Origin of the sequence: Methylobacterium variabile, from assembly GCF_001043975.1 — a bacterium.
Lineage (GTDB): Bacteria > Pseudomonadota > Alphaproteobacteria > Rhizobiales > Beijerinckiaceae > Methylobacterium > Methylobacterium variabile.
Genome location: NZ_LABY01000041.1, coordinates 26,401 through 43,811, shown reverse-complemented (window position 1 = coordinate 43,811; position 17,411 = coordinate 26,401). Strand labels below are relative to the sequence as shown.

Annotated in this window: 9 protein-coding genes; 1 reads left to right on the top strand and 8 read right to left on the bottom strand. The window is 74.7% G+C overall.

Annotated elements, in window-relative coordinates; all coding sequences use genetic code 11:
* Window positions 1-213 precede the first annotated feature (213 nt).
* The 4 genes from fghA to VQ02_RS07040 all read right to left on the bottom strand — a co-directional run bounded on the left by fghA (window position 214) and on the right by VQ02_RS07040 (window position 3,007).
* Window positions 214-1,047 carry an S-formylglutathione hydrolase gene (gene fghA / locus VQ02_RS07055; RefSeq protein WP_048443462.1) on the bottom strand — a complete coding sequence of 278 codons (834 nt, stop codon included), beginning with the start codon at window positions 1,045-1,047 and terminating at the stop codon, window positions 214-216.
* 83 nt (window positions 1,048-1,130) lie between these two features.
* Complete coding sequence (locus VQ02_RS07050; protein ID WP_048443461.1) at window positions 1,131-2,264, bottom strand: S-(hydroxymethyl)glutathione dehydrogenase/class III alcohol dehydrogenase; 1,134 nt, start codon at window positions 2,262-2,264, stop codon at window positions 1,131-1,133.
* Between the two features lie 183 nt (window positions 2,265-2,447).
* Window positions 2,448-2,723: a hypothetical protein gene (locus VQ02_RS07045; RefSeq protein WP_048443460.1), complete on the bottom strand. Its 276-nt coding sequence runs from the start codon at window positions 2,721-2,723 to the stop codon at window positions 2,448-2,450.
* 29 nt (window positions 2,724-2,752) lie between these two features.
* Complete coding sequence (locus VQ02_RS07040) at window positions 2,753-3,007, bottom strand: hypothetical protein (protein ID WP_048443459.1); 255 nt, start codon at window positions 3,005-3,007, stop codon at window positions 2,753-2,755.
* Window positions 3,008-3,319: 312 nt separating this feature from the next.
* Between VQ02_RS07040 and VQ02_RS07035 the strand changes: the two genes are divergently transcribed.
* Window positions 3,320-6,328 (top strand): response regulator, encoded by a 3,009-nt coding sequence (locus VQ02_RS07035; RefSeq protein ID WP_048443458.1) that lies wholly within the window; start codon window positions 3,320-3,322, stop codon window positions 6,326-6,328.
* Here the strand turns inward: VQ02_RS07035 and VQ02_RS07030 are convergent.
* Genes VQ02_RS07030 through VQ02_RS07015 form a run of 4 tightly spaced genes read right to left on the bottom strand, consistent with a single transcriptional unit; the run spans window position 6,315 to window position 17,318 of the window.
* Window positions 6,315-7,523, bottom strand: a complete 1,209-nt coding sequence (locus VQ02_RS07030) for a hypothetical protein (protein WP_157080534.1) — start codon at window positions 7,521-7,523, stop codon at window positions 6,315-6,317. The two genes, VQ02_RS07035 and VQ02_RS07030, sit on opposite strands and share 14 nt — an antisense overlap.
* A gap of 8 nt (window positions 7,524-7,531) precedes the next feature.
* Window positions 7,532-8,122 carry an SCO family protein gene (locus VQ02_RS07025; RefSeq protein WP_048443456.1) on the bottom strand — a complete coding sequence of 197 codons (591 nt, stop codon included), beginning with the start codon at window positions 8,120-8,122 and terminating at the stop codon, window positions 7,532-7,534.
* Window positions 8,119-9,951, bottom strand: coding sequence for a thioesterase domain-containing protein (locus tag VQ02_RS07020; RefSeq protein WP_048443455.1), 1,833 nt, complete (start codon window positions 9,949-9,951; stop codon window positions 8,119-8,121). Before VQ02_RS07020 ends, VQ02_RS07025 begins: the two co-directional genes overlap by 4 nt.
* A complete protein-coding gene (locus VQ02_RS07015; protein WP_048443454.1) occupies window positions 9,939-17,318 on the bottom strand; it encodes a cupredoxin domain-containing protein in 7,380 nt (2,459 codons plus the stop codon). Before VQ02_RS07015 ends, VQ02_RS07020 begins: the two co-directional genes overlap by 13 nt.
* Window positions 17,319-17,411: the final 93 nt, after the last annotated feature.

Below are 17,411 nucleotides of genomic sequence, written 5' to 3'. Positions count from 1 at the left end.
AACGGACCCGTTCGGAGGCGCAAGGCAAGCCCGAACGGGCGCCGGCGCTGATGCGCCGGACGCCTTCGCATCGACGTGTCGATGCGAAGGCGCGAGGGTATGAGATGTTCGATCGGTGTATCAAGTCGAACCGGCGCACTCGCCGACGACTCTCCCGGTCATCTCCAGGATTCCCGCAGGCGAGAATTCCGTCTCGGCAAGCCGACCAGTCTCTCAGCGCAGGCGCTCGGCGGCCCAGGCGATGTGGTCGTCCATGAAGGTCGAGATGAAGAAGTAGGAGTGGTCGTACCCTTCCCGCATGTTCAGCGTGAGCCCGATGCCCGCCCGCTGGCACGCCTCCTCCAGCAGCCAGGGCCGCAGGCCGTCGTTGAGGAAGGAATCGGCCGTGCCCTGGTCGACGAGGAATTCGGGGAAGCGGTGCCCGTCCTCGATCAGGGCGGTCGCGTCGTGGCGCCGCCACGCGGCCTTGTCGTCGCCCAGATAGCGCGCGAAGGCGGGCATCGACCAGCCGGCCGTCGAGGGCTGGACGATCGGCGCGAAGGCGCTGCAGGAGCGGAAGCGCCCGGGGTGGCGCAGCGCGATGGTGAGCGCCCCGTGGCCGCCCATCGAGTGCCCGAAGATGCCCTGCCGCCCCATGTCGACCGGGAACTCGCGGGCGACGAGGGCCGGCAGCTCCTCGGTGACGTAGCTCCACATCCGGTAGTTGCGGTCGAAAGGAGCCTGCGTGGCGTCGACGTAGAACCCCGCGCCGCATCCGAACTGCCAGTTGTCGGGCTCGTCCGGCACGTCCGGCCCGCGGGGGCTGGTGTCGGGCGCCACGATGGCGATGCCGTGGCGCGCCGCGGCCCGCCGGTACTCGCCCTTGTCCATCACGTTGGCATGGGTGCAGGTCAAGCCGGAGAGATACCAGAGCACCGGCACCGGTCCGGCCTCGGCCTGCGGCGGCAGGTAGACCGCGAAGGTCATCGGGCAGCGCGTGGTCTCGGCCTCGTGCCGGTACACGCCCTGGACGCCGCCATGCGAGAGAGCCTTCGAGATCGTGTCCATGACGCCGTGAACCCCTGAACCGTATCGCCGCGAAGCCGTGCCCGGCGGCGACGCCATCGGGTGCCGCCGGATTCGGTCGCCCGTCAGTACACCACGACCGAGCGGATCGACTTGCCCTCGTGCATGAGGTCGAAGCCGTGATTGATCTCGTCGAGCGGCATGGTGTGGGTGATCAGGTCGTCGATGTTGATCTTCCCCTCCATGTACCAGTCGACGATCTTGGGCACGTCCGTCCGCCCTCGGGCGCCGCCGAAGGCCGAGCCCTTCCACACCCGGCCGGTGACCAGCTGGAACGGGCGCGTCGCGATCTCGCGCCCGGCCTCGGCCACGCCGATGATGATCGACTCGCCCCAGCCGCGGTGGCAGCACTCCAGCGCCTGACGCATCACGTTGACGTTGCCGGTGCAGTCGAACGAGAAGTCCGCGCCGCCGCCGGTCACGTCGAGGATCGCCTGCACGACCTTGTCGGTGCCGACCTCGTTCGGGTTGATGAAGTCCGTCATGCCGAACTTCGCCGCCATCGCCCGCTTGTCGGGGTTGATGTCCACGCCGACGATCTTGTCGGCCCCGACCATCCGGGCGCCCTGGATCACGTTGAGGCCGATGCCGCCGAGGCCGAACACCACCACGTTGGCGCCCGGCCAGACCTTGGCGGTGTAGATCACGGCGCCGATGCCGGTGGTCACGCCGCAGCCGATGTAGCAGATCTTGTCGAAGGGGGCGTCCTCGCGCACCTTCGCCAGGGCGATCTCGGGCAGCACGGTGAAGTTCGAGAAGGTCGAGCAGCCCATGTAGTGGAACACGGTGTTCGAACCCGGGCTCGCGCCGGTGGACTCGCAGCGGAAGCGGCTGGTGCCGTCGGGCATCACGCCCTGCCCCTGCGTCGCGCGGATCGCGGTGCAGAGGTTGGTGCGGCGCGACAGGCAGGACTTACAGTTGCGGCATTCCGGCGTGTAGAGCGGGATGACGTGGTCGCCGGGCTTGACCGAGGTCACGCCGGCGCCGACCTCGCGCACGATGCCGGCGCCCTCGTGGCCGAGGATCGCCGGGAACTTGCCCTCGGAGTCGAGGCCCGAGAGCGTGTAGGCATCGGTGTGGCAGATGCCGGTGGCCATCACCTCGACCAGGACCTCGCCGGCCTTGGGGCCTTCGATGTCGATGGTCTCGATGGTCAGAGGCTTCTTGGCTTCCCAGGCAACCGCCGCGCGCGTCTTCATATCGACTCCACCAGGATCATGCTTCGCCAGGAGCGTGACACCATCGCACCGGCACGGGACGGCAGCTCGGATGGCCCGCAGATGGGCCCGATCTGTGCTGCGAATCCGTGGCCGCCGCAACGGCACCGCGCGGCAGACTTTAGTCCACCGTCGCGACCGGAGGCGAGGCCGGACGGGCCCCGCTCAGGCCGCCGCGATCTCGAACTCCATCCCGCGCCCGGGACCCTGGTCGGCGTAGTCGACGAGGGTGTAGCCGCGCTCCGCCAAAGCCGCCTCCAGGTCCTCGCGGTGGCGACGAAACAGCTGCCCGATCGCCAGCGGCGTCAGGCGCGGGCTCGCCCGCCTGAGCTCATCGACTCCGATCGTGGTCGGCGCTCCCTCCCGGTCGGCGATCCGGATGAGCGCGGAGGCCAGCTCCGCCGTCTTGGTCTCCGCCGCTGATTTCGCCTTGAAGGCCATCCTGCTCTCCTGTCCTCGTCGTTCCGGGCTCAGCCGCCCTGCAGGCTCTCGGCGAAATCGTCCGGGATCTCGCCGAACTGGCCCAGGATCGCGACGCTCTCGAGCTCGCCGGTCTCGTCGTCCGCCACGATGCGCAGGGCCGCCGCGCCCGGCATCCGGCCGGCGATCGCCTCGGCGCGCTTCAGCGCGCCGCTCTCGGTCGGCGCCACGTCCCGCGCCCCCGGCCGCAATCGCTTCCGGTGCAGCTCGAACGTCTGCACCACGAACGTCGTCTTCATTCCCATCACGCTCTCCCGATCCGGCCGCCCGCGGCTCCGCGCGAGCCCGGGCCTCGGCTTAGACCGGGAGCCGCCGGCCCGCTCGTTCTTTCTTCGTTCTAACAGGGTGGAGGGCGGAGGGTGAGCCCCGCCGGGGCAGTGCGGCGGCGGCGGATCGAAGCGGGCGCGCACGTCCGTCATCGCCCGCGCGCGGCACCCGCGCGGTGGACGCGTGCAACGCGCGGGCCCGTCGGGGATTTCCGACATCGGGGACCTGACCGGCGCACGTGCTCCCGCCGTGCGTTGAGAGGCAGGTCAATGCGGAAGGGACCTGAGGACATGACCACCGAAGCCGGTCCGCCGGCGCGTGCGGCCACGCAGCCGGCGTGGCGTCATCTCACGGGCTCTCCGCTCGCCGTCCTGCTCATCGCCGTCGCGCTGGGAAGCGGCGTGTGGAACTACGTGGCCGCGTCGCAGAACCGCGCCGAGGCCGCGCGGCAGAACGCGGTCGTCGCCCAGAGCGAGCACGTCCTCTCGACGATCAAGGATCTCGAGACGGGGATGCGCGGCTACGCGCTCACCGGCGTCGAGGAATACCTCGAGCCCTACCAGGCCGCCCTCGAGCGGATCGACGGCGAGCTGGCGGATCTCGCCCGGCTCGAGCAGGACGAGGCGGCGCGCGACCGCCTCGCGGCGCAGGTCAGCGCCGAGCGGGCCTTCGCCGCGCGCGTCGTGGCCGCGCGCCGGACCGGCGACCTCTCCGCGGCGACGGCCCTCGTGCTCACCGGCGAGGGCAAGCGCACGACGGATGCGATCCGGGCGCTCACGCAGGCCACCCAGGACCGGGCGCGGCGCGACCTCGCCCGCATCGAGGGCGCCGAGCGGGTCCGCCTGCCGGTCCTGTCCCTCGCCACCCTGGCGGCGGCGGCCGCCGCCCTGGCGCTGCTCGCCCGCCTCGCGCGCCAGCGCCGCCGCGAGAGCCGGCGGATGGCCGCCCGCCTCGACGGCGTGTTCGAGAACGCGCCCGTGGGGCTCGGCTTCCTCGACCGGGACCTGACGCTGCGCCACATGAACCCCGCCATGCAGAGCATGTGCGAGCGCGGCCTCGGCACCGGCCTCGGCGCGCCGATCTGGGCGCTGCTGCCGTCGCTGCGCGATCAGCTCGCCCCGATGCTCGTCGCGGCCCGCGACCAGGGGCTCGTCACCTCGAACATCGACGTCGCGGTTCCGACCCCGAGCGCGCCCGGCGGGGTGCGACACCTGCAGATGAGCTTCTTCCCCCTGCGGCGCGACGTCAGCGACACGCGGTCCCAGGCCGACGGCGTCGGCCTGGTGATGAGCGACACGACCCTGCGCCGGCTGTCGGAGATGCGGCTCGCGGCGAGCGAGGAGCGCTTCCGCTCGCTGACCGAGGCGACCGCCGCCGTCGTCTGGACCACGACGCCCGAGGGCGAGTTCACCCGCGTCACCTCCGAGTGGACGCGCTTCACCGGGCAGACCCCGGAGCAGGCCGCCGGGCGGGGCTTCCTGGAGGCCATCCACCCGGAGGACCGCGCCGCCACCGAGGAGGCCTGGGCCCGGGCCGTCGCCTCGAAGAGCCTGTACGAGATCGAGCACCGCCTGCGCCGCCACGACGGCGCCTGGCGCCACATGGAGGTGCGGGGCGTGCCGATCCTGGAGCAGGACGGCCGCGTGCGCGAATGGGTCGGGGCGCATGCCGACATCACGGCGCGCAAGGAGGCCGAGCTGCAGCTCGAGACCGCCAAGCGGGCCGCCGAGGAGGCCAGCCGGGCCAAGAGCCAGTTCCTGGCCAACATGAGCCACGAGCTGCGCACGCCCCTCTCGGCGGTCATCGGCTACGCCGAGATGCTGCAGGAGGAGATCGAGGATCTCGGCGAGGAGAGCCTGCTCGCCGACATGCGCAAGATCGAGTCGAACGCCCGCCACCTGCTCGGGCTGATCAACGACGTGCTCGACCTGTCGAAGATCGAGGCCGAGCGGATGGAGATCTACCCGGAGAGCTTCGACGTCGCCGCCACGGTGCAGGACGTTGCCGCCACCGTCGAGGCGCTGGTGGCTAAGAAGGCCAACACCCTGACGGTCGAGGCCGGTACCGACCTCGGCAGCGCGCACACGGACGTCACCAAGCTGCGCCAGTGCCTGATCAACCTCCTGAGCAACGCCGCCAAGTTCACCGAGCGGGGCCGTATCACGCTCTCGACGTCCCGGACGCACGAGGACGGCATCGACTGGCTCACCTTCGGGGTGACGGATACCGGCATCGGCATGAGCGCCGAGCAGCAGGCCAAGCTCTTCCAGCGCTTCACCCAGGCCGACGCCTCGACGACGCGCCGGTTCGGCGGCACGGGCCTCGGGCTGGCGATCACCCGGGCCTTCGCGCACATGCTCGGCGGCGACGTCGCGGTGGCGAGCGAGCCCGGCCGGGGGACGACCTTCACCCTGCGCGTCCCGGCGCGGTTCGAGGAGCGGGACGTCCCGGGCGCGATGCCGGAGGCGGAGCCCGCGGCGGCCCCGTCGGAGGCGTCTGGCGAGCAGATCCTCGTCGTCGATGACGATCCGGCGACCCGCGACCTGCTCGCCCGCTTCCTGCGGCGGGACGGCTTCCAGGTCGTGACCGCCGAGGACGGTCGCGCGGGCCTGGCCAAGGCCCGGGCGTTGCGCCCGCGCGCGATCCTGCTCGACGTCACGATGCCGCACATGGATGGCTGGTCGGTGCTGCGGGCCCTGCGGGCGGACGAGGAGCTCGGCGCCACGCCGGTCGTCATGGTCACGGTGCTCGACGAGCAGAACCTCGCCTTCTCCCTCGGGGCGACGGACTACCTGCACAAGCCGGTCGAGTGGGGGCAGCTCCGGGAGGTGATGGAGCGGTTCAAGCCGACGCTGAGCGAGGGGCCGATCCTCGTCGTCGACGACGACGCCGATGCCCGCGAGCGCATGACCGCCCTGCTGACCCGGGAGGGCTGGCGCGTCGCCTCGGCCGAGAACGGCCTGGCGGGCCTGGAGGCGGTCGCCGCCCGCCGCCCCGGCCTGATCCTCCTCGACCTGATGATGCCGGAGCTGGACGGGTTCGGCTTCCTGCGCCGGCTGCGCGCCCGGCCGGAGTGGCGCGACATCCCGGTGGTGGTCCTGACCGCGAAGGACATCACCGCCGAGGACCGCCGCCAGCTCGCTGGGCAGGCGGACCGCATCCTGCAGAAGGGGCAGCTCAGCTTCGCCGACCTGGCGGCCGCCCTGCGCGGCATCGTCGAGCCGTCTGCCGCCGCCGACGGCGAGGCGTCGCAGGCCCCGCCCCCCGTCGCGCAGGCCGGCGTCACTACTCCAGGGTGAGCAGGGCCGCGTCACGCCGGCCGGTCCGGGGGTGGCGGGCGTAGTCGAGGCCGGGCCAGTCCGGCTCGTCGAGGCGGATCCCGTCGAAGGCGCGCAGGAGCGCGCCGCGGGTGAGGTCGCGCCCGGCGGCGGCGAGCGCCGCGCGCAGGAGCGACGCGGCCGTCCGGGCGAGGCGGTCGGCCGGCGCGGACGCGGCGTCGACCCCCGGCCCGCCGCTCGGGTTCGTGACCGCGAGCCGCACCCCTCTCCGCGCGAGGTCCGGCAGCACCGCGCCGACCTCCGGCCCGATCGCGTGGACGCGCGTGCCCGGCCTCAGCCTCCCGAGCAGGCCGCGCCAGCGGCCCGGCGCGACGAGCACGATCAGCTCGCCCGGAAGCGGCGCCGCGAGGCGGTCGGCGTCGAGGATCCGCCGCCTCGTCGCGGCGGGCAGCAGGGCCCGCCCCGCCTCGTCCGCCAGCACCGGCGCCTCGGGCGGCGCCGCGGCGAGCAGGGTGTCGGCCTGGTCGCGGCGCGAGGGCATCAGGCTGCGGACCTCGTCGGCGCGGACCGCGTCGTCGACCGGATCGAGGGGAAAGAGCAGCGGCAGACCGCCGTCGCGGTGGCGCGCGGCGGGGTCGGTCGCGAAGACCAGCGCGAGGAGGCCGCTCTCCTCGACCCCGGCATCCCGGACCCGCACCAGCTCGATGCGGCGCCCGTGCAGGCGCAGGCCCTCGCCGAGTTCCGCGCGCAGCCGCGCGAACAGCCCGGGACCGGCGGCGGCATCGACGCCGAGCCGGATCCGGTCGGGGGCGACGCCGCGGCGCTCGCTCGCCTCGAGCCGCGCGAGGTGGTCCCACAAGGCGGCCGCGTCGTCCTCGCCGGCGGGGTAGCGCGGCATCAGCGCCTGGAGCCGGCGCCCGCCGGCCCCGACGCCGTCGCGAAGGGCGGCGGCGAAGCTCGTCCGGTCGTAGGCCGGCCGCGCGAGGGCGGCGCGGGTCAGGGCCGACCAGGCGATCGGCGGCACCACCGCCCCGCTCTCCCGGCCGCCGGCCCCGTCCCGCCCGTGGCAGTCGCGGCACCCAGGCAGGACGAGGGCCCGCCCGCCCGCAGCGGCCGGCGACGCCCGCATGCCGCTGCGAAAGAGCGCGGCCGGGTCCGTCTGCGCGGCGGCGCCGGGACCGAGGACGAGGGCCGCGGCGGCAAGCGTCCGGCGCAAGGCCGCCCTCATCGGTCCGGGATCGCCAGGAGCGCCGCGATCAGCCGCTCCGGCGTCGCATCGGTGCCGTCGATCCGGGCGACGAAGCGTCCCCGGCGGTCGAACAGGAGGAAGAAGAAGGCGTGGTCCGACACGGAGCCGAACTGCATCCCGAGCCCGTCGAGCAGCGGGATCAGCTCCGCGAAGCTCCCGGTGAGGAAGCGGCGCGAGGCTCCGGGCGCGAATTGCTCCGCGTGCCGCCGCAGGTCCTCGGGCCGGTTGTCGGGATCGAGGGTGAGGGTCACGAGGCGGACGTCGCCGCGGCCCTTCGCGGCGAGCCCGTCCTCGACCTGGGTGACCTGGAGGTCGGAGATCGGGCACTGGACCCGGCAGCCGATGAAGGTGAACGACACGAGGGTGACGCCCTGGCCGAGCACGTCGCGCCGGAAGCGGACCGGGCGGCCGTCCGTCCCGCGCAGCTCCGCGTCGAGCACGACCGGCTCCGGCGCCCGGGCGGGCGCCACCACCGAGGCCGGCCGCGCCGTCGGCGCCAGGGCGACGAGGACGGCCAGCGCCAGCGCGGGCGCGCCGGTCCGGCTACGGGCCGGACGCCGCCTCATCGCGGGGCCTCCGGCGCGTCCGGGCGCAGGTCGACGACGGCCGGTTCGGGGCGCCGCGAGGAACCGTCCGCGAGGCTGATCGCGTAGAGTGCCGGCGCGGCCCGGAACGGCGGCGTCACGAAGCCGTCGCCCCGCGGGTCCGCCGCGACGTCGCGGACGTCGCTGCCGTCGAGGGCGGTCAGCCGGACCCTCAGGGCGGCGCCGGGCCGGGCGGCGGGCCCGTCGCGCAGGCGGATCGCCAGGGTCACGCTCCCGGCCGCCCGGGCGTCGACCTCGGCCTCGAGCCGCGGCGCCGGCGGCGGCTCCTCCACGGCCCGGACGGGAATCGGCAGGCAGGCCGTCGTGCCGCCGATCCCCGTCGTGGTGACGAGCTCCCACCGGCCGCCCCGCGGCAACCGCGCCGTCGCCTCGAAGCGGCCCTCGCCCCGGGAGACGAGCGAGCGCGGATAGGCGGCGAGGGCGACCGGCGCATCGCCCTTCAGGGCGATCGCCTGGGCGGGGGCGGAGGACAGGCCGCCGCCCGCCAGCACCGTGTGCAGGATGCGGCCGCCGGGCCGAATCACCGCCACCGCCGAGAGCGGCGTGAGCGGCGCCATCATCGGGCCGCGGCGTGGCCCCGGGTCTGGCCCGGCCGGGCCGTTAAGGCGCACGTCGCGGACGGCCGCGTCCCCGTCCCGGAGCGCCGCGAGGTCGACGACCGTGACGACCGGGCGGCTCGGCCAGGTGAGGAAGATCGCGGCGCCGAGGATCACCGCCTCGTCGAAGGGCTCCGGCGCCGAGAAGCCGTGGACGCGCCGCCCGAGGGTGAGGTCGAGGACGGAGAGCTCGAGTGCGCCGGATTCATGCCGGGACAGGACGACCGCCCAGCGGCCCGCCTCGTCGGCGCGGATCGCCACCGGCGCGCCGGGAGCGTCGAGGTCGTCGTCCCGGTCGGGGGAATCGGCGTAGACGCGGACGAGGCGCTCCTGCCGGACCGTGAGCGCGGCGTCGGGCGTCGCCGCGGCGACGGGCGCGAGGCGGCCGGGCGCGAACCGCGCCACCACCTGGCCGGTGCCACGGTCGAGCATCAGGCCGGAGCCGTTCCGCCCCGCCGCGAGGAGGCGGCCGGGACCCGCCTCGTGCAGGACGACCGGGCCCGCCAGGGGCAGGCGCAGGAGCGTGGCGCCGCCCCGGTCGAGGAGCCGGACATGCGCGTCCTCGGCCGCCCAGAGCCGTCCGTCCGGCGCCGCCAGGAGCCCGTGCGGCCCGGCGAGCCCGGCGGCGAGGACGGCGGGGCGGCCGAAGGGCAGCGGCACCGTCACCACGTCGCCCCGGTCGGGCCGGCCGTAGACCAGCTCGCCGCGGCCCGGATGGACCACGAAGCCTCCCGGCCGGCCGCCCATCGGCACGATCCCCGCCACGATTCGCGCCGCGGCCGGGCGGTGCGGATCGACGATGGCGACGCGGTCGGCCGCGTCGAGGGTGACGAGGGAGAGCCCCGCCAGGGGCACGTCGTCGCCGGAGAGGCGCCCGGTCACCCGCGCGGCCCGGGCCGAGTCCTGGCAGGTCGAGGCGTTCGGGCCGAGGGGCCGCAGCCAGGCGACCGGGCCGGTGACCCGCGCGGCGGCGCCCGCGGCATCGCGGAAGTCGAGGCGGATCCGGAACGGCGCCTCGACTGGCGCCTCGGCGAGATCGGTTCCGTCGAGGTCGGCGAGGCTCGCCGCGACCGCGAGGCCGGCGCTGCCGAAGGCCGCCGGGCCCCCGTCCGCGTCGCGGGCCGCCCGGTCCCACCCGGCGGCCGCGAGGCCGCCGAGGAGGAGCGCCGGGGCGATCCGGCTCACGGCCGGCACGACGGCGCGTCCGCGGCGGCGGGGGTCACGGCGACGTGCCCCCAGGCGCCGGCCGCGAAGATCGCCTGCGGCCCGTCGCGGTAGAGGTACGTGCCGGGCTGCCGAGAGGCGCAGAGCGAGGCCGTGAAGGCCTTGCCCGGCGCGAGGTGGCCGGAATGCCCGGTGCCGAAGCCCGGCAGCAGGTCGTCGTAGGACGCGCCGAGGGTCACGAAGGCGCGGTGGCGGGCGCGGCCGGCGGGGTGCGCGAGGCGGATCATCATCTCCTCGCCGGCCCGCGCGTCGAGGGTCGGGGTCGGGACCGGGGCGTGGGTCGGCGAGAAGAAGGTGCGGGGGAACACCACCGCGTTGAGGTTCGTGCGGTCGTCCGGATAGGTCCGCAGGCCGAGGGCGCCACCGAGGCGCCGGGCGAAGGGCGCCGTGCGGTAGCTCACGCCCTTCTCGCCGAGATCGTAGGAATCGTCGCAGACGGGGCAGTTCGGCAGCGGGTGCCCGGGATGGCCGTCGACCGTGACCGGCACGGGTCTCGGCCCCGGTCCCGCCCAGCGGCGGCTCCAGAGGTTCAGCCCGTCCTGGACCATCAGCGCGTGCTCGCGGATCGCCGCCTCCGGGATGCGCACCGGGCAGGCCCCGCCGCGGTCCGCCGCCCCGGGCGGGCAGAGCCTGAGCGGGGCGACGCGGATCGGCTCGCCGCCCTGGCTCCGGGTCCGGGAGACGACGTGGATCGGGTCGCTCCCCTCCGGGCGGCCCGGATAGGTCGCCCCTTGTGGCTCGACGATCAGCATGCCCGACAGGCCGTGGGACGCGTGGCCGATCAGGTCGCCTGCCACGCGGATCGGCAGCGCGCCGGCCGCGTACGGAATGGCGGACAGGAACTCGCCCTGGCGTTCGCCCAGGTAGTCGGCGAGCCGCTTCGCGACCTCGTCGGCGTTGTCCGCCTCCGAGCCCGTGGCCGTGGCCGAGAAGTCGAGGGCCGTCCGTCCGTTCGCGGCGCAGAGCAGCACCGTCAGGAAGGCGAACTCGACGCGGTCGGGCCCGCAGCCGGCCCGGGGCCTGGTCTCGATCCGGATCGCGGAGAGCCTGCTGTCGGCGGGAAGCTGCCAGGGCAGGAGCCGCTGCAGGGCGCGGGCATCCACGCTCAGCGCGCCGGCGTAGAACGTGACCGTGGTCCACGAACGGTCGGGCAGGCACCGGCCCGCGCCGAGGCTGCACGGTGCCGGATCCGACCGCTCGAGCTCCCGCGCCTCCGCCTCGGTGAGGAGCGGAGACGTCTGGTTGACCCCGAACGGGAACGGCACGCCGTTGCGCGGGGAGGTCACGGCGGCCGGCAGGGTGAAGGTGACGCGGGTCGACGGCCATAGGTCGCGGCCGCTCCCTCCGAGCTGGTGCGGATCGGTGTTGAGCGGCACGATCTTCGGCATCAGCGCGTCGCCCGGCAGGTCGCGCATCCCGACCGGGGCAGTGCCGCTGCCCTGCTGCAGCGCGTTGATCATCACCGCGCTGACGCAATCGCCGGCATTGACCCGCAGCACGTAGGGCTCGGGCCGGTCGACGCCGGCGTAGCGTTGCTTGAGCATGGCGACGATGTCCTCGCGCCGCGGCAGCGCCTGGGCCTGGAGGACGTCGTAGAACGTCCGGACCTCGCGGGGACCGGTCGCGGGATCCGGCGGCACGATCCGCCGCAGGTCGTCGAACGGCAGCGACACGATCATCAGACCGTCGGGATCGGAGAGGCCGGTCCGCCCGTCGTAGGGAAGACCGCGGATCGGGCCGTCGAGGATCTCGTCGGCCCGGACCGCCACCATGATCGTCTCGACCGTCTGCGCGCCCGCCGGGCAGACGAGGGCCTGGGCCGTTGCCACCCGGGGCGGGGCCTCGTCCTCCTCCGGGGCGGCGGATTCCAGGGCCGGCGCATCGGGCCTCGCCGCGACGCCGTCCGTGCGGACGGGCCGGAACCGCTCGCGGGCGGCCGGCCGGTCCCCGGTGAGGCAGTCCCTCGCGGTCGGGTCGCGCAGGCAGCGGGCGAGGTCGAAGGAGCCGGGCCGGTCGTAGATGCGCACGAGGCCCCAGGCCCCGTTCCAGATCGCGTCCGCGGAGCCGAAACTGTACATGTAGTCGAGGGCCTGCCGCAGGTCGCGCTCCTTGAGGCCGGCCTTCTCGAGGTCGATCTGCTTGCGGAAGGTGTCGAGGTTCAGGCTCGGTCCGGTCACCGACTGGTTGCGCAGCCTGTCGCCCGCCCAGGGCCGCCCGGGCGGAGCGTCGCCCAGGGCGGCGCGTGGCGCGCGCAGGCGCCCCGAGCTGTCGGCATACGAGGCGGTGGCGGCGACCGCGGCACCGCGGGGGCCGCCGTCGCCCGGCCGCCGGGCGGCGAGGCCGGTGCCCGGCAGGTCGGCGTAGCCGGGGGCGGTCGCGCTGAGGCGCCCGCCGATCTCGAAATGCTCCGAGAGTCCGATCTCCTGGGCCGAGGTGACGCCGAGCAGGTTGTCGCAGCCGCCGATCAGGCGCTCGAACGTCGTCCAGAAGCCGGCGGCGGGCCCGGTCCGGTCGACGAGGCCCGTGAGGTCGCGCGGGCGTCCGTCGCGGGCGTCCCGGTCGTCGTGGCAATGCTCGTTGCGGGGGCGCAGGGCCGTGGCGAGGCGGCCGAGATGCGCGCGGGCCGTCGGGTAGGCTTGGTCGGCGTTGCGCCGGAAGGCGACGCCCTCGATATGGAAGGTGTGCTGCACCTCCTGCGCGCCCTGGACCATGCGCAGCAGGAGGCGCTCGCGGGCATAGGCCTCGATGACGGGCGTGCACGGATCGCCGTGGCCCTCCGTCGTCTCCCGGTCCCGGGCCGCGTCCCGGCGCGTCCAGGCGCTGCGGAAGACGTTGGCGAGGTCGCCCGCCTCGCCCCGGCGCTGGGCGCGGACGTCGTCGTGGTTCCGCTGGTGCTGCCGGCCCGCCTCGTTCTCGCCCGCGGGCCCGACGCCGCCAGACCCGGCGAGGGAGCACGGATTGTCGGCGAAGGCGAACTTGTCTCCGCTCGCGTCCCGGGCGCCGACCCTGAGGGGCACCGGTTCGTTGCGGTAGTTCACCAGGTAGGGGTCGTGGTGCTTCTGGCTGAAGGATTCCGGGCGCGGCGGGGCTGCGACCGGCCGGCCATGGGCCTCGCGCCACGCGGCGGCGTGCGTCGCGAGGGCGGTCACCTGGCCGGCGTGCTCCGGCTTGCGCGCGGCGTCCTCGGCGGCGCTCGCCGGCTCGTCGACCGGGATCTGGCCGGCGGCGGTCACGCAGAGCCCGGCCCGCCGCGCCGGGATGCTCTCGCCCGGCTCGATGTCGGGATCCTGCCGTGCGGCGTCGGCGAGGTCCTTGACCTCGCAGCGAGCCTCGGCGACGAGCCGCGCCATTCCCTTCGGCGTCCGCTGCGCGGCGGCGCTCTCGGCGTCGAAATCCTGCGGCGGCTGCTTGGCGCCGTCGTAGAGCAGGGCGAAATCCGCGATCGCGAGGGCGAACTCGCGGGTGTTGGGGTGGATCGGGTCGCCCACCCGGTTCCGGTCGGTGACGGCCTCGACGACCGCGCGGGCGCCGACGAGGCCGCGGCCGCCCTCGATGAGGCGTGGCGTCACCGGCTCGCCCGCCGCCGGCCATTCGGGCGGCGGCACCCGGTCCGGCATGTCGGCGCGGGCCTGCTCGGGGCCGGCGTAGCGCTCGACGCCGTGGGTGTTGGGCTCGATCAGCAGCGCCGCGTAGTAGCCGTGCTGCTGGATGTTGCTCGGCCCGAAATGGTCGTGCGTGAACACGGTCCGGAGCGTCCGGTCGGCCGCCTTGCCGTCGCCGGTGTTGGACAGGATCGGGTCGGCGAACCAGCGCTGCACCGTGGTCTGGAAGTAGGTCCGGCGGTTCCCCGCGCCCTTGCGCCACCAGAGCTGCGCCGCCCGCAACTGCCGGCGCGCCTCGGCCATCGCGCCGGCGTCGTTCCGCGCCACCGCGTCCTCCAGGGCGGCCTTGGCGGCGGCGAGGTCGGCGCATTCGGACCCGCGCGGGGCGACCCCGGCGGCCTCGCCGGCGATGCTGCCCTCCGGCTTCCGGGCGGCGCAGATCCGCGCCAGGATCTCGTCGGGCGCGAAGGTGCCGTCCTCGTAGTTGAAGCCGTTGCCCGAGCCGTCGGCGGAGGTGACGTCGAACTTCACCAGGTGGATGTGCTGGCCGATCGTGTCGGTCGGCACCCGGAGCTGGAAATCGTCGAGCTCGAGGTCCTTGGGCAACTCGTTGGTGTGCCGCAGCTCGATGCACTCGCCGGAGAAGCCGCGGAAGAAGAACGGCTCGGCCCGGGCGCTGCGCGACTCCTTCCAGGCGTCTGCCTCTGCGGTGAGGACGGCGATGCGGGCCTGGGGGTCGTGCCAGCCGGCGCGGTTGACCGTCATGTCGAACTGGATCGCCGAGACGTCGTAGCGGCGAAAGCCCAGCAGGCCCGGATCAGGCACGAAGTCGAGGTTGCCGCGCAGGGCCCGCAGCAGGCCGTCCCCCGCGACCGCCGGGTCGGCTTTGCGCGTCAGGACCGCGTCCTCGAACCGGTCGCGCTCGGCCGCGCCGGCGCGAAACCCGACGAAGCGCCGGAACGGGCTGGCGGCCAGGGTGGAGGCGGCCCCGCACGGGTCGGCGTAGGGCGCACCCGGGACGGGCGGCGCACCGTTCACGGCGAAGCCCGCCGGGTCGAGCCGCGCCGCGCCGCCGAGCGGCGGCAGGCGCAACGACGGGTAGCTGCCGAGGGTCTGCGGCCCGACCGGGTCGCCGGCCGCATTGCGCAGGGGCAGCGCGCCGCCGCCCGGGCGCTTGCCGTCATGGTGGAAGCCCATGGCGTTCTGCTCGAGCCGCGTCCCGGCATGGGGCAGGACCTTGAGGTCGAGCCGCTCGTAGTCCGAGGTCGCGTCGCCGAGCGCCAGCATCCGCGGCACCAGGGTCGGGGCGAGCCCGGCGAGGACCGAGGGGTCGGACCGGGCCGCCTGCTTCTCGGCCGCGGTCAGCACCGACGGCAGGGAGAGGCCGCCGGTGATCACGTGGCGCGGCAGGCCGCCGTCGAGGAGGCGCCCCTCCGCGCCCTCCGCGAGGTCGCGCGCCATGTCGAGGGGCGGCTGCGGCGCGCGGTGCCCGGGCTCGCCGGCGATGAAGAACGGGTAGCCGGGCATCCCGTCGGCGGCCTCGGCCACGGTCTCGGGAGCCGTGTAGACCGGGAGGAGCGGCGCCGCCTCGCCCGGGACCGGCACGACGCCCGGGACCGGCGTGCCCCGGTCCTTGCCGGTGCCGAGCCACTGGCCGCCCCTGAGGGCGACGGAGCCCTCCCGCCGCTCGGTCCGCGCCGTGTTGGGGAGGACCGACAGGCCGGGCTGCTTCTGCCCGTCGGGGAGCACGCGGGTGCCGTCCTCCATGACGTCGTGGACGCGCCACAGGGCCCACATGCCCTGCGCGAAGTGCGGGTAGAGGTGGCAGTGGAAGATGGCGTCGCCGACCGTCCGGTTGCGGTTGCCGGAGCCCTTCGCGGCCTCCCACCAGCCCCGGGCGCCGGCGGGTGCGCGCTCGTCGCGGTAGCGGTCGAGGCCGCCGTGGTAGATGCGGTAGGTGAAGCCCTGCTGCGGCGCGATGGTCTGGCTGTCGAGGTAGGCGCCGCGGTTCTCGTCGTTGCCGGCGAACCACTGGTGGCTGTGCAGGTGGAAGACGTGCGTCTCCTTGCCGATGTGGAGGTTCCGGAAGACGACCTTGTCGTTCAGGTAGCTGTGGTGGACGTTCGAGGGATCGTCCGGGTAGTTCTCGAGCAGCGCCGGGTCGCCGTTGGCCCAGCTCTCGAGGAAGAACTCCTCGTAGAGGCATTCCGGACAGTTGGCGGTGGGGCCGATGCCCTTGCGGTTGGCGAGCACCATCGCGCCCGCGCCCGAGGACCCGTAGTTGATGGCGAAGCCGTCGCGGGCGGCGGAAAGCTGCCCGAACTGCGACAGCTCCCGCTGCGGATCGGCGTAGTAGGTCTTCAGCTCGTCGTGGAAGACGACGGTGAACTCGCGGAACGGCGCGCGGGCCTCCTGGTCGAGGCGGATCGCGGTGCGCCGGTCCTCGCCCGTCAGCGCCGGATTGATCGGCGGCAGGGCGCGGCCGGGATCCGGCACGATGACGGCGTTGAGGTCGCCGTGCACCAGCTCGGCCCGGGCGTAGGCGATGCCGTCGACGGTCTCGCGGCCCGGGCAGGGCCGGACGACCTCCAGCACCGGGACCGGCGCGGTGCCGCACGGATGGGCGTCCGGCCGCGCATCGCGGGAGCCCGGAGCCCCGGAGGCCGCGGCGTAGTCCGGCGCCCCGGACCGGGCGTGGCGGATCGCGACCGCGCCCTGCCCTGCCTTGCCCGGCCAGACCTTGTCGAAGGCGGCGCTCGAGACCTGGCTGCGCAGGGCCCGCGCGCCCGGCGGCTCGACGATCAGCGCGCCGAACAAGCCGTGCGTGGCCGAGCCGGCATCACCCTCCCCGCCCGCGGGCGCGGCCAGGCTTGAGAGGAGGTGCGTGCCCTCGCGCTCGAGCCGGAAGCGGCAGACGAAGGAGCGGCCCGGCGGCACGGAGGCGAGGCCCAGGCAGGCATCCGGCACCGTCTCGCCGACCGGCAACGGCTCGAGGCCGGGAATCGAGAGCGACAGGCCGCGGGTCGCCGGCCAGTCGCCGCGGCGCTCCTCGGCGGCGGCCGCACGCTCCTCCGCGTTCGCCTGCCGCTCGATCCTGTCGGCCTCCCGGCACTGCGCCTCGAAGGCCGTGCGCTCGTCCCGGCGCGTGGGCCGCGTGCCGTCGTCGCTCTGGCGGTTCCCGCACCACGTCTCCGAGATGCCCGGCTGCGCCGGCCTGAGCAGGTTGGTGAGCTTGATCTCGAGGATGTCGCCGACATTCGCCCGCAGGGTCAGCGGCCGCGCCCGCTTGCAGTCCTTCAGTCGGACGGCTCCCGGGGTCAGCGCCCCCTCCCCGGCCTCCGTGCCGTCCCGGTCGCGGCACTGGTCGGCATCCGTCGCCGTGCCGGGCCCGAGGGCCGAGACGTCCCGGCGCAGGGCGAACACCATCCCGTAGGGATTGAACGACCCGAACCGGTTGTAGACGATGAGCTGGTCGAGCGCGACGACGTCGGCATGGACGATCCGGCGGGGCGCCGCCGCAACGGCATCGCCGGCCGCAACCCGGGCGGCCGCCTGGACGGCCTCTCGGTCCGTCTCTCGGGCTGTTCCTTGGGCGGCCGCGGCGGCGATCCCGCCCCCGATCAGGAGCGCCAGCGCCGCGACGCAGCGCGCCAGGGCCGAGGGCTGCCCTCCCGCCGCCGGGCCCGAGCCGCGCGCGCGGACCGTCAGGCTGTCGTGGGGACGTGGAGAAAGCATCGCTCTCCTCCGACGGCTCTTGCGACGGTCCCCGGACCGCCCCGGCGGCGATCATCGGCTGCGGCCCCCGCGGTCCGCAAGCTACATTTTATG

Excerpts from the sequence above, each read along its gene's own strand:
- fghA (WP_048443462.1), bottom strand. The coding sequence starts at position 1,047 with ATGGACACGATCTCGAAGGCTCTCTCGCATGGCGGCGTCCAGGGCGTG.
- VQ02_RS07050 (WP_048443461.1), bottom strand. The coding sequence starts at position 2,264 with ATGAAGACGCGCGCGGCGGTTGCCTGGGAAGCCAAGAAGCCTCTGACC.
- VQ02_RS07045 (WP_048443460.1), bottom strand. The coding sequence starts at position 2,723 with ATGGCCTTCAAGGCGAAATCAGCGGCGGAGACCAAGACGGCGGAGCTG.
- VQ02_RS07040 (WP_048443459.1), bottom strand. The coding sequence starts at position 3,007 with ATGGGAATGAAGACGACGTTCGTGGTGCAGACGTTCGAGCTGCACCGG.
- VQ02_RS07035 (WP_048443458.1), top strand. The coding sequence starts at position 3,320 with ATGACCACCGAAGCCGGTCCGCCGGCGCGTGCGGCCACGCAGCCGGCG.
- VQ02_RS07025 (WP_048443456.1), bottom strand. The coding sequence starts at position 8,122 with ATGAGGCGGCGTCCGGCCCGTAGCCGGACCGGCGCGCCCGCGCTGGCG.
- VQ02_RS07015 (WP_048443454.1), bottom strand. The coding sequence starts at position 17,318 with ATGCTTTCTCCACGTCCCCACGACAGCCTGACGGTCCGCGCGCGCGGC.